This window comes from Actinosynnema sp. (assembly GCF_052038725.1).
Map to the genome: position 1 here is coordinate 1 of NZ_JBQGCX010000363.1, position 11,747 is coordinate 11,747.

The following is an 11,747-nucleotide window of genomic DNA, read 5'->3' on the forward strand; positions in this document are numbered from 1 at the left end:
CCCCGCCCCCACCAGCCCCGACACCGCCGACCCACCAGACCCCAACACCCCCGCCAACCCCCTCGCCCCTCCCAGCCCGCTCGACTTCGGCGACTCCCTCGACCCCGGCGCTCCCCTCGTAGGGGGCCCACCCAGGGTTGGCGCGCCCAGGGGCAGCTCACCTGGGCACGGCGCTCTCTCCGGAGGCGGCTTCCGCAGAGGCGGCGTCCCTGGACGCGCCACTCTCCCCAGAGGCCGCTCACCCAGAGGCGGCATCGATGGACGCGCCACCCTCTCCTGAGGCCGCTCACCCAGAGGCGGCCTCCATGGACGCAGCGCTCTCTCCGGAGGCGGCGGCTTCCCGAGGGGCCGCGTCCCCCTCTCCCCTGCTGGTTCCGGGAAGTTCGGCGCATCCGGTGGGTTCTGCGCATCCAGCGAATTCTGCGGAGCCAGTGGGACCGGCGCGTTCGGCGGGACCGGCGCGTTCGGCGGGACCGGCGGGTGCAGCGGGTCCGAGGGGGCCGGCGGAGGCAGCGAGTCCAGCGGGTTCGACGCGCTCGGCGCGCCCGCTGAGCCCGTTCGCCCCTTGTGGACCGTTCGGCGTCTTCGGCGCGGGTGGGGGTGCCGGGCGGGTCGGGGAGCCTGGGGGGTTCGGGGAGTCCGGTGAGGACTTCGTGGTGCGGCGGGCGCAGGAGCGGGCGTTGCGGGTCGCGCTGGACGGGGTGGACGAGCGGTGCCGGGCGGTGCTGCTGCTGGTCGCGGCCGGGCCTCGGCCCGACGGGCGGTTGATCGCCGAGGCAGCCGGGGTCGCCGCGTGCAGCGCGGGCGCGGCGCGCGGGCGGTGCCTCGCGCTGCTGCGCCGCCGCATGGCCGAGGCGGGGTGGTGAGGCGCGCCGGCGCGGTCCGGGGGCCTCCCCGGCCCCCGGCCACCCGGCTGCCGCGACGCAGGGTCCCGGGAGCGCTCCCGGACCGGGTCACACGAACGGCCCACACCGGGCAACCACCCCCAGGTCCCGTGCATCTGCACGTGCGGTCGTTCGCCCGGAACGGTGACCGACGGGTAAGCCCTCACACGCTGCACCCCACCAACGTCCACATCGGACGCGAAAGGGTGGTTCCGAAGGGGTCCACAACGGACGGACGAGGGCATGAGCACGTGGCGTGACAACGACTGACGGTGTTCACACCCCCTCCCCGCGCCCCGGACAGCCGCAGAGGACCGCCCTTACGGGTTGCTTCGCCCCGATGCCGTTCGCAAAAGCTGCGCCCGGTGCTAGACATACCTCGAACGTCGACCTCAGAACGGTCCCGTCCCGTTCGCCCCATCCGGAACGGTGGTGATCCGCGTGGCACTCAGCAACGTCCTGCGCCGCGGCGGCTCGCTGCTGCTCAGGGGATTCGTGGTGGCGGGGCTCGCCGGAGCGGCCTGGCTGGCCGCGTCGGGGAGCGCGTGGGCGGAGGACGACCAGGCGGTGCTCGGCGCCACAACCGGCGACAGCGCCCAGGTCACGGCAGTGAGCCCGGTCGCGGCGAAGCTCGCCGCGCTCCAGGGCGCGCTCGCGCAGAGCGCTCAGCTACCCGAGTCGACGGCCGTACAGCCGTCTCGACTCACCCAGTCGACGGTCACTCAAACGGTCGTCCCTCAGCTCGGCCAACCCCTGTACGCGCAGTCAGCGCCAGCCCAGTCGGCGCCCGCCGCGCTCGCCCAGTCCGGGTCGACGTCGACGGGGCCGACCTCGGCGCAGCTCGCCGCGCAGGCGCTCGGGGCGTCGACCACGACCCCCGCGCGGCAGCCGCAGTCCACCGCGACGGGCGCGCTCCAGGCCACCACGCAGGCAGGCGCGCAGCCCACCTCGCTCCAGGGGGCGGCGCTCCAGGGCTCGGCGCTCACGGGCCAGCAGTCCGCGCAGCAGCCCACTCAGCAGTCCACCGGTGTCGCACAGGTCCAGGGCAGCTCCCTCACCGGGAGCTCCCTCATCGGCGGCGCCACGACGGGCCCCACCTCCGGCACGACCCTGTCCGGCGGTGTGGTCACGACGATCCTGACCGCCTCGGACCTCGAAGCCTCCGCGCTCACCGGTCAGGTCACCACGATCCCGGTGCTGATCGGCGGCAGGGTGGTCGGCAGGCTGACGATCATCCAGGGGCTGGGCGACGCGATCGCGAACGCGGCCCCCGGCACGAGCCCGGACGCCCGGACCGACCCCGCCGCCCAGGAGCCCCAGGCCACCGAACCGACCGCGGCGCCCCGGTCGGCCGCCGCGCCGGACGGGTCCCCCTCGGCCCCGACCAGCACCGCCCCCCGCAGGCAGCAGACCCCCGTCGTGACGCAGGCGGCTCCCGAGCAGGCGCACGAGGACGCGCCCGCCGAGCCGCACCAGGAGACCTGGGAGCGCCCGGCGCCCGAGGCCCCCGCGCACCCCCCGTCCCCGGCGCCGCAGCACGCGCCGTCGGGCGGCCCCTCGGCCTCCTCGGGCGGGGCGCAGGACACCTCGTCCAGCAACAACCGGGGCGGCAACGCGCCGACCGCGCTGCTCACCCCGTCGGCCGACCTCCCGACCCCCGTGATCCGGGTCGCGGAGCGCGCGGACGACGACCGCTCACCCGGCCGCGTCCCCGGCCTGCCGAGCACCTCGCCCGACTGAACGACGCCGCCAGGCACCGGTCCGCGCGCGCCGAGGCGCTTGCGCAGAGCACCGTCGTTCCTCCCCGCACCACAGGCACACCCCCGCACAGGCTCCCCGTTCCTGCCGACCGCGCCCCGGCACGAACGGGAACGGTCCCGACGTCGCGCTGCCCCCGCGTCGACGGGATCGCACGGGAGCCCACAGCGGGAGACGCCACTCCCTGGAGCGTCTCCCGCTGTGGGTTCGCTTCGCTTCGCGAAGCGGAGCGAAGGCACCCCACCCCAGCAGCACCAGAGCCGAACTCGGCAACCACCTCGGGACGACCGCGCCGAAGCGAGTAGCCGCTCCCAACCCGGCCACCAGCGAAGCCGCGCACCTGCTCTCCCCAGGCCACCCCGGATCCGCCGCACCTGATCCCGCGCCCACCGCAGCGCAGTCGATCACCCGCAGGCGACCGCCCCGAGCGCACCCGGCCGAGCCCCCGTCAAGCCACCGGCACCTCCACCTCCTGGTGCGGCACCGACCCGCCCCCCGACACCGCCGCCGCCACCAGCCCCAACCGCCGCACCGCCTCCCGCAGCACGTCCGGCGGCAGCACGAACGGCAGCCTCAGCCACCGCTCGAACCCCCCGTGCGCCCCGAACCGCGCCCCCGGCGCCAGCCGCATCCCGTGGTTCTGCGCCACCACCGCGATCCGCGTGCTCACCGGCGCGTCCAGCTCGCACCACACGCTCAACCCGCCCCCCGGCCGGTCGAACCGCCACTGCGGCAGGTGCTCCCGCAGCCCCGCCATCAGCACGTCCCGCTGCCCGGCCAGGTGCCGCCGCCGCTCGGCCAGCCCGGCCTCGGGTTCGGTCAGCAGCTCCGCGAGCACCATCTGGTCCAGCACCGCGGACCCCAGGTCGAGCGCGGTGCGGCTGGACACCAGCCGGTGCACGACCTCGGTGGACGCCCGGATCCACCCGATCCGCAGCCCGGCCCAGTGCGACTTGCTGGCGGACCCGAGGGTCACCACGAGGTCGTCGGCGAACGAGGCCACCGGCGGCGGCCCGTCCAGCGGGTCACCGTCCAGGTCCAGTTCCACTATGGTCTCGTCGACCACGAGCGGTGTCCGCGCCCTGCGGACGAGGTCGGACAGCTCGGCGCGGGTCTCCGCGTCCATCCGGTGCGCGGTGGGGTTGTGGAAGTCCGGCACCACGTACGCCATCCGGGGCGCGGCCTGGCGCAGCGCGGCGGCGATGCCGGGCAGGTCCCAGCCGGTGTCGGTCATGGCGACCGGGACCGGGATCGCCGACATGGCCTTGATCGCGTCGAGCGCGTTGGGGTAGCTGGGCTGCTCCACGAGCACCCGGTCACCCGGCCCGGTGAGCATCCGCAGCACGAGGGCCAGCGCGTGCTGCGCCCCGCTGGTGACCAGGATCTGGTCCGGGCTTGTGGGCAGCCCGCGCGCCTCGAACCGCTGCGCGATGCGCCGCCGCAGCTCGGGCACCCCGTGCTCGTAGTACCCGTGGTCGACGAGCTGCTCGGGCAGCCGGGCCCGCACCGCGTCGAACGCGGGCAGCAGGCCGGGGATCGCGGGCGGGGCCGCGCGCGCGAAGTCGACCATGCTGCTGCCGACCAGCGGGGTGTCCGCCCCGCCGACCAGCGCCCCGCCGCTGGGCAGGCTGATCCACGTGCCCGCCCCGCGCCGGGACGCCACGAGCCCCTCGGCGCGCAGCTGGTCCAGGGCGGCGCTGACCATCGTCCGGCTGACCGGCAGCGCCTCGGCCATCTCCCGCTCGGCGGGCAACCGGGTGCCTGCGGGCAGCCTCCCGTCGAGGACGAGCATCCGGACGGCGGCGGCGAGGTCGGCGGACCCGTGCCGCGCGCCTCGTCGTCGCCACTCGCCGAGGAGCTTGGCGAGCCTGAACCCGGAAACACGTCCACCTGGCGGGATCGAGTGCTGCATGAGGCCAATTATTGGCTATTGGCCCTTCTCAGTTCGATGAACACGGGCTGAAGATGGCCACATGCTCGCAGCCCTGACCCAGTTGCCCGTCACCACGGCACCCGTTCGCCGCCTGCCCCAGCTGTTCCTCGGCCTGTGGCTCTACGGCACGAGCATGGCCCTGCACATCCGCTCCACCCTGGGCCTCGACCCGTGGGACGTGCTGCACGAGGGCCTCGCGCAGCGCACCGGCCTGTCGTTCGGCACGATCACGGCCCTGGTCGGCGTGCTGGTGATGCTGTGCTGGATCCCGCTGCGCCAGCGGCCGGGCGTGGGCACGCTGGCGAACATCGTGGTCATCGGCGTCGCGGTGGACGCCGGACTGGCCGTGCTGCCCGAGCCGACCTCGCTGCCGTGGCGGGCGGTGTTCCTCGGGCTGGGCATCGTGCTCAACGGCCTGGCCGCCGCCACCTACATCGGCGCCCGGCTCGGCCCCGGCCCGCGCGACGGCCTGACCACGGGCTTCTGCGCGCGGACCGGGACCTCGCTGCGCCTGGTGCGCACCACCGTGGAGGTGGCGGTGCTGGGGATCGGCTGGCTGCTCGGCGGCACGGTCGGCGTGGGCACCGTGCTGTACGCGCTGGCCATCGGCCCGCTGACCCAGGCGTTCCTGCCGCTGGTCACGTACGTGGAGCCGCGACCAGCCTCCTGACCTCGGCGTACCGGACGCCCCGGCCGCCGAGCACCTCGGACACCGGCCCGCGCGCGACGAGCAGCGCGAGCACGAGGTGGTCGGCGGTGAGCACCGACGAGCCGAGGTCGAGCGCCTCGGTGAGGCAGCGGGTGAGCACCTGCTTGCTCTCGGGCGCGAACGGCACGTGGTTGCCGAACAGCCGCCACCTGCGCCCGGTCCTGGTCGCCGTCCCCCCGCCGCCCGCCGCGCCGAGCGAGCGCTCCGCCGCGCCCAGCACCTCGTCCACGTCGATGCCGAGCCCGCGCAGCGCCTCGACGTCGGCGCCGGTCCGCCCGCCCCTGCGGCGGAGGTCCGCGAACTCGGCGGCCACCTCGTCGTGCGGCAGGTCGAACCCGGCGAGCGCGGGCGCGTCGAGCAGCGCGAGCGCCAGGTGCTCGGGCTCGACCCGCTTGGACCCGGCCCGCTCCGCCTCCCCCACCGCCGCCACGACCGCCTGGCGCGCCTCCCTGGTGAACCGCTCCCCGATCATCGGTCTCCCCCGTGCTTCTTGTGGACGGCCTGCCGGGTGACCCCCAGCTCGGCCGCGATCTCCTGCCACGACCACCCGTTCGCCCGCGCGTTGCGGACCTGCGCCGATTCCAGGTGCTCCAGGAGCTTGCGGAGCGCGCTGACCGCCCGCAGCCCCACCCCCGGATCCCGATCTCCCGCCGCCGAGGCGAGTTGCGTCGCTTCCGTCATGGCGTCAACCTTGGTTGACACATCCGGGTTTGTCAACCTGGGTTGACGCCGTTCCGGGTCGACGCCGCTCTAGGCTGGCGGCGTGACGCAGGCCCACCCGACGCCCGTGATCAGCACGGCCGAGCGGCCGGGCGTCGGCCTCGACGGACTGCCCCGCCCCACCGAGGACCGGGTCGTCCTGCTGGAGAACGCCGTGGTGCTGCTCGACGGGGCCACCTCGCCGACGCCGAGGCAGCGCGATGGCGGCTGGCACTCGCGGGAGCTGGCCGCGCAGTTCACCGGGCCGCTGCTGGGCGACCTGGCCGAGGAGCTGGCGGGCGCGATCGACCGCCTCCGCGCCCGGCACGGCCTGGTCCCCGGCGACTCGCCGTCCAGCACGGTCGCGATCCTGCGCTGGTCGGCCGAGACGGTGGACGCGCTGGTGCTGGCGGACAGCCCGGTCGTGGTGTTCGGCCCGCCCGGCGGCCCGATCCCCGAGGAGGGCGAGGTCGTGGCCGACCACCGGCTCCGGGACCTGCGCGGGAAGGTGGCGAAGGTCACCGACTGGCGGAACCGGCCCGGCGGGTTCTGGGTGGCCGAGGCCGATCCGGCGGCGGCCGGGATGGCGGTGCGGCGGAGCTGGCCGAGGGACGCGGTGTCGACGGCGGTGCTCGCGACCGACGGCGTCTCCTGCGGGGTGGACGACTACGGGCTGTTCCCGTGGCGGGAAGTGACGCGGATCGCATTCCGGAATGGGCCGGAAGCGGTGCTGGACCGGATCCGCGCGGCCGAGGAACGTGATCGGGATCGCACTCGCTGGCGGCGCGCGAAAGCGCACGACGACCAGGCGATCGCGGTGATTCGATTCGACTGACCGAACGGCTCCCGGATAGCGCGACTATTCAGGGACGACACCGCAGAAAAGCGAAAGCCCCGCAGGGAATCCCTGCGGGGCTTTCGAATGTTGTTGGTGGCCAGGGGCGGGGTCGAACCGCCGACCTACCGCTTTTCAGGCGGTCGCTCGTACCAACTGAGCTACCTGGCCAGGTAGCTGGCCCGGCCTCAGCCGAACAGCCTTGCGACCCAGACGGGACTCGAACCCGCGACCTTCGCCGTGACAGGGCGACGCGCTAACCAACTGCGCCACTGGGCCTTGCTTCGTGCAGATCGTACCTTACTCTACTGCGTACCCCCAACGGGATTCGAACCCGCGTTACCGCCTTGAAAGGGCGGGGTCCTAGGCCGCTAGACGATGGGGACCCTCGTTCCTCCGGCAGCCCTGGTGGGCCACCTTCTTCCCAGGCCCTCCAACCGCTGTCGTTGGAAGCATCGTAACTATAGAACACACCTGCCAGATACTCCAAAACGGGGGGTCCAAAGGTGAGGTGACCTGCGATTTCAGGTTCACCGCCGCGCCCAATCCACGATCTCGGGGCCCCTCGGCCCGGCGCATTCGTCGCCGAGGAGGGGGTAAGCCCTGGGAACCGGGCACCCCGAACGGGCTCACCGCTCCGAGCGACCCACCCCCGACTACCCGTTCCACCCCGACCAACACCACCCGGACGAGCCACCACCGCTCGGACCGCCGGGGCGCGGGCGGAGGGGGCGGGTGGGGGCGCGGGTGGAGGGGCAGCCCGTGCCGCGCGCCAGGCGCCGGCCCCGCGCGGCCCTCCGGCGCCCTCGGGCCCCGCGCGCCCACCCGGCCCCCCCGCCCGGACGCCGTCGCGCCCCCGGAACGCCTCAGGCCCGCTGGAGGCCCGGAGAGCGGGGAGGCCGTGAAACGCAGAGCACCACCCGCGCCCCGGAGGGCTCGGGTGGTGCTCGTGGTGCGTCGACGCCGGTGGACCGCCCCCCGCCACGCGCGGGGAGCGGAGCCCGGTCACCGCTGGACGGGCGGCACACCGCCGTCCTCGCCCGGCGACAGGCCGAGCATGTCGAGCAGCAGCTTGCAGTCCTCGGCGCTGGTGGCCCCACGCGCGACCGACAGCCGCGCCCGGTGGACCTGTTCGTCGGAGACGCGCGACGGCTCCCCGGTTCGCTGGGCGGGGACTCCTCCTCCGCCCGGCCTCGACCCGATCTCGTCCTGGTTCCACAGGAACTGCCGAACTTCTAGGGACCCGCTCATGACGCCTCCCCGACTTGAGGTTGGCGCGAGGCTAAGCGAGCCCTGCGAAGTGCCGCAGCCCCCCGGAGAGTGATTCGGGGTCCACGCAGCGTTACTTTCCGTGCAAGCGCACGGCCCCCGGAGCACTCGTGGTGTGCTTGACGGCGAACAGGAGGGCGGTACCCCATGACCCAGCCGGAACCCGGCAAGCAGCAGGAGCAGACCACCGAGCCGACGCCCGAGGAGGTGAGCGCGCCCGCGGCCGGGGAGGTGACCACCGGTTCACCCGAGCGGAGCAGCGCTGAGACGCCCGACGCGCCGCACGTGCCGTTCGCGGACCCCCAGGCGGTGTTCGCCGGGCTGTCGCTGGCCTCGCTGGAAGCCGACCTCGACGCGCTGATGAGCGACAAGATGGGCGAGCTGGACGGGATGCTCGCGGGTCTGGAGCAGCTCGTGGAGCGGTTGGAGGGGGAGGTCACGCAGCTGGAGAAGCCGTCGGACGACTCCGCCTGAGCCACTACTACCCCCTGGGGGTATCCTCGGAAGCGCAAACGGCCTTCGAGGAGAGCGAGTGGACATGGCTGTCGCCACCTACACCGTCACCGGCATGACCTGCGGTCACTGCGTCAGCTCCGTCACCGAGGAGCTGACCGGGATCGCCGGGGTCACCGACGTGTCCGTCGTGCTGGAGAGCGGCGCCGTCACCGTGACCAGCGACCGCGAGCTGGGCCTGGACGAGGTGGAGGCCGCCGTCGCCGAGGCCGGTTACGAGCTGGTGGGCTGACGGCGATGACGACTGCGGAGACCGGGACCAGCAGGGTCGAGCTGGCGATCACCGGCATGACCTGCGCGTCGTGCGCGAACCGGATCGAGCGCAAGCTCAACAAGCTCGACGGGGTGACCGCTTCGGTCAACTACGCCACGGAGAAGGCGAGCGTCGAGTACCCGGACGGCACGGACGTGGCGGACCTGGTCTCCACGGTCGAGGCGGCCGGTTACGGAGCGCAAGCACCGCAACCGGACCGCGCCCCCGAGCCGGAGGAGGACGACCACGCGGGCGACCTCCGGCTGCGGGTGCAGCTGGCCGCGGTGCTCGGCGTGCCGGTCATCGCGCTCTCGATGGTCCCGGCCTGGCAGTTCCCCGCCTGGCAGTGGCTCTCGCTCGCGCTGGCGACCACCGTGGTCTGGGTGTGCGGCTGGCCGTTCCACCGCGCGGCGGCGGTCAACCTGCGGCACGGGGCCAGCACGATGGACACCCTGGTGTCGATGGGCGTCGCGGTGTCCTACCTGTGGTCCGTCCACGCCCTGGTCCTCGGCGGTGCGGGCGAGCTGGGCATGACGCACGGGTTCAGCCTGCTGCCGCGCCCGTCGTCGACCGGTGACGTCTACCTGGAGGTGGCCGTCGGCGTGACGCTGTTCCTGCTGCTCGGCCGCTGGCTGGAGGCCAGGTCGAAGCGGCGGGCGGGGGCCGCGCTGCGGGCGCTGCTGGCGCTGGGCGCGAAGGACGTGGCGGTGCTGCGGGACGGTCGCGAGACGCGGGTCCCGGTGTCCGAGCTGCGGGTCGGCGACCGGTTCGCGGTGCGGCCGGGCGAGCGGATCGCGACGGACGGGGTCGTGGTCGAGGGCGCGTCGGCGGTGGACCGGTCGATGGTCACCGGCGAGTCGGCGCCCGAGGAGGTCGGGGTCGGCGACCGGGTGGTCGGCGGGTCGGTCAACGCGGGCGGCCTGCTGGTGGTCGAGGCGACCGGGGTCGGCGGGGACACCCAGCTGGCCAGGATGGCGGCGCTGGTCGAGCAGGCGCAGTCCGGCAAGGCCGAGGTGCAGCGGCTGGCGGACCGGGTGTCGGCGGTGTTCGTGCCGGTGGTGCTGGGCATCGCGCTGGTGACGCTGGTCGGGTGGCTGCTGTCCGGGGCCCCGGTGCAGTTCGCGGTGACGGCGACGGTGGCGGTGCTGGTGATCGCGTGCCCGTGCGCGCTGGGGCTGGCGACGCCGACCGCGCTGCTGGTGGGCACCGGGCGGGGCGCGCAGCTGGGCATCCTGGTCAAGGGGCCCGAGGTGCTGGAGTCGACCCGGCGGGTGGACACCGTGGTGCTGGACAAGACCGGCACGGTGACGACCGGGCGGCCGGAGCTGGTGGACGTGGTGCCCGCGCCGGGCGTGGAGCGGGCGGAGCTGCTGCGGGTGGCGGGCGCGGCCGAGCACGGCTCGGAGCACCCGATCGCGGCGGCGGTGGTGCGCGGGGCCGGGGCCGAGGTCGGCGAGCTGCCGCCGGTGACCGGGTTCGCGAACGAGGTGGGCGTCGGGGTGTCGGCGGTGCTGGGGGGTCGGCGGGTCGAGGTCGGCCGGTTGACGTCGGCGCGGCTGCCCGAGGAGCTGGCGGCGGCCGGGCGGGAGCTGGAGGGCCGGGGCCGCACGGTGGTGGCGGTGACCGCGAACGGGCTGCCGCTGGGGCTGCTGGGCGTGACCGACGCGGTGAAGCCGACCAGCGCGGAGGCGGTGCGCGGGCTGCGCGCGCTGGGGTTGCGGCCGGTGCTGCTGACCGGGGACAACGAGGTGGTGGCGCGCGCGGTGGCCGCCGAGGTGGGCGTCGACGAGGTGATCGCCGGGGTGCTGCCCTCGGGCAAGGTCGACGCGGTGCGGCGGTTGCAGGAGCAGGGCCGGGTGGTCGCGATGATCGGTGACGGGGTGAACGACGCGCCCGCGCTGGCGGCGGCGGACCTCGGGCTGGCGATGGGCACCGGCGCGGACGCGGCCATCGAGGCGGGCGACCTGACGCTGGTGCGCGGCGACCTCCGGGTCGCGGTGGACGCCATCCGGTTGTCCCGGCGAACGCTGCGGACCATCAAGGGAAATCTTTTCTGGGCGTTCGCCTACAACGTCGCCGGTTTGCCGATCGCGGCGCTCGGATTGCTGAACCCCATGCTCGCGGGGGCCGCGATGGCCTTCTCCAGCCTGTTCGTGGTCTCCAACAGCCTGCGCCTGCGCGGGTTCCGCGGGACCGCGGGCTGAAGAATTTCCGCGCACCCACTCCCGTGGCGCACGGGCGCGTGCAAGAATCCGAATTGCTGACACACCCCCGGTCAGCACCTGTGGAGATCCCCTCCGGCCCCCGCGTTCCTCCCCCTGGCGCGGGGGCCTCTCCATGCCACAAATACTGTGACCCGCGCCACACGCCTAGGCGTTCCGCAACCGGACCGTTATCGTGGCGCGGTGGCTCTTGGTTCCCTGGGACGCAGGTCCAGCAAGCACCGCTCCGAGCAACCCGAAGCGGGTGGTCCGGTCGGTGGCGACGACGAGCTGACGTCGTACCTCGCCGCGCTCGCGCCGGAGACCGTCGACACCGAGACGACCGGCTCCGGTTCCAGCTTCGGCAACGCGCAGGTGTACCAGCTCCGGCTCCAGCTCATGGCCAACGAGCAGCTGCGCGAGCTGGCCGCCGAGCGGCAGACCTCGCCGCAGGCGCTGGCGACCGAGTGGGTCATGCAGCGCCTGGAGTGGGAAGCGCGCCAGCGCGGCATGATGTAGCGCTCCGTGATGTGGTGTCGCCCGTACGGCGTGCACCTGTGCGGGTGAGGCTCCCCAGCGGGCCGACCCCCTCCGACGAACGCCGAGGGCGGCGGGCCCGGCCCAAGCCCGGGCGCGGGCGGGCGCCCCGGGGCGCGGGGGGGGCCCCGGGGGCCCGGGGGGGGGGGGGCCCCC

The 11,747-nt window shown here is 74.5% G+C and carries 12 protein-coding genes and 3 tRNA genes; 8 read left to right on the plus strand and 7 right to left on the minus strand.

Annotated features, from left to right (window positions below; all coding sequences use genetic code 11):
- Nucleotides 1-656 precede the first annotated feature (656 nt).
- Nucleotides 657-866, plus strand: coding sequence for a hypothetical protein (locus ACTUAL_RS07305; RefSeq protein ID WP_049797028.1), 210 nt, complete (start codon nt 657-659; stop codon nt 864-866).
- A gap of 459 nt (nt 867-1,325) precedes the next feature.
- Nucleotides 1,326-2,624, plus strand: coding sequence for a hypothetical protein (locus ACTUAL_RS07310; protein WP_440899707.1), 1,299 nt, complete (start codon nt 1,326-1,328; stop codon nt 2,622-2,624).
- A gap of 466 nt (nt 2,625-3,090) precedes the next feature.
- Here ACTUAL_RS07310 and yczR read toward each other — a convergent pair whose 3' ends face one another.
- Nucleotides 3,091-4,554 carry a MocR-like transcription factor YczR gene (yczR, locus tag ACTUAL_RS07315; protein WP_440899708.1) on the minus strand — a complete coding sequence of 488 codons (1,464 nt, stop codon included), beginning with the start codon at nt 4,552-4,554 and terminating at the stop codon, nt 3,091-3,093.
- Nucleotides 4,555-4,615: 61 nt separating this feature from the next.
- Here yczR and yczE point away from each other — a divergent pair, with 61 nt between their 5' ends.
- Nucleotides 4,616-5,245, plus strand: a complete 630-nt coding sequence (yczE, locus tag ACTUAL_RS07320) for a membrane protein YczE (RefSeq protein WP_096497274.1) — start codon at nt 4,616-4,618, stop codon at nt 5,243-5,245.
- On the opposite strand, the gene ACTUAL_RS07325 is transcribed toward yczE, so the two are convergent.
- On the minus strand, nt 5,214-5,756 hold the full coding sequence (locus ACTUAL_RS07325; RefSeq protein WP_440899709.1) for a Clp protease N-terminal domain-containing protein: 543 nt from the start codon (nt 5,754-5,756) through the stop codon (nt 5,214-5,216). The two genes, yczE and ACTUAL_RS07325, sit on opposite strands and share 32 nt — an antisense overlap.
- Entirely contained in the window at nt 5,753-5,965 is a 213-nt protein-coding gene (locus ACTUAL_RS07330) for an AsnC family protein (protein ID WP_015805466.1), read from the minus strand. Before ACTUAL_RS07330 ends, ACTUAL_RS07325 begins: the two co-directional genes overlap by 4 nt.
- An 82-nt stretch (nt 5,966-6,047) precedes the next feature.
- Here ACTUAL_RS07330 and ACTUAL_RS07335 point away from each other — a divergent pair, with 82 nt between their 5' ends.
- Nucleotides 6,048-6,818: a hypothetical protein gene (locus ACTUAL_RS07335; RefSeq protein ID WP_096497276.1), complete on the plus strand. Its 771-nt coding sequence runs from the start codon at nt 6,048-6,050 to the stop codon at nt 6,816-6,818.
- Between the two features lie 94 nt (nt 6,819-6,912).
- Here ACTUAL_RS07335 and ACTUAL_RS07340 read toward each other — a convergent pair.
- The 4 genes from ACTUAL_RS07340 to ACTUAL_RS07355 all read right to left on the minus strand — a co-directional run bounded on the left by ACTUAL_RS07340 (nt 6,913) and on the right by ACTUAL_RS07355 (nt 8,069).
- Nucleotides 6,913-6,989, minus strand: a tRNA-Phe gene (locus tag ACTUAL_RS07340).
- A gap of 34 nt (nt 6,990-7,023) precedes the next feature.
- Nucleotides 7,024-7,097 (minus strand) — tRNA-Asp (locus ACTUAL_RS07345).
- 34 nt (nt 7,098-7,131) lie between these two features.
- Nucleotides 7,132-7,204 (minus strand) — tRNA-Glu (locus ACTUAL_RS07350).
- Nucleotides 7,205-7,823: 619 nt separating this feature from the next.
- Entirely contained in the window at nt 7,824-8,069 is a 246-nt protein-coding gene (locus ACTUAL_RS07355; RefSeq protein ID WP_015805468.1) for a hypothetical protein, read from the minus strand.
- A gap of 165 nt (nt 8,070-8,234) precedes the next feature.
- Between ACTUAL_RS07355 and ACTUAL_RS07360 the strand changes: the two genes are divergently transcribed.
- From ACTUAL_RS07360 to ACTUAL_RS07375, 4 genes are all read left to right on the plus strand, one after another.
- Nucleotides 8,235-8,561 (plus strand): hypothetical protein, encoded by a 327-nt coding sequence (locus ACTUAL_RS07360; protein ID WP_440899710.1) that lies wholly within the window; start codon nt 8,235-8,237, stop codon nt 8,559-8,561.
- Between the two features lie 64 nt (nt 8,562-8,625).
- Nucleotides 8,626-8,832 (plus strand): heavy-metal-associated domain-containing protein, encoded by a 207-nt coding sequence (locus ACTUAL_RS07365; protein ID WP_440899712.1) that lies wholly within the window; start codon nt 8,626-8,628, stop codon nt 8,830-8,832.
- A 5-nt stretch (nt 8,833-8,837) separates the two neighbouring features.
- A complete protein-coding gene (locus ACTUAL_RS07370; RefSeq protein WP_440899711.1) occupies nt 8,838-11,057 on the plus strand; it encodes a heavy metal translocating P-type ATPase in 2,220 nt (739 codons plus the stop codon).
- A gap of 201 nt (nt 11,058-11,258) precedes the next feature.
- Nucleotides 11,259-11,573 carry a hypothetical protein gene (locus ACTUAL_RS07375; protein WP_096497279.1) on the plus strand — a complete coding sequence of 105 codons (315 nt, stop codon included), beginning with the start codon at nt 11,259-11,261 and terminating at the stop codon, nt 11,571-11,573.
- Nucleotides 11,574-11,747: the final 174 nt, after the last annotated feature.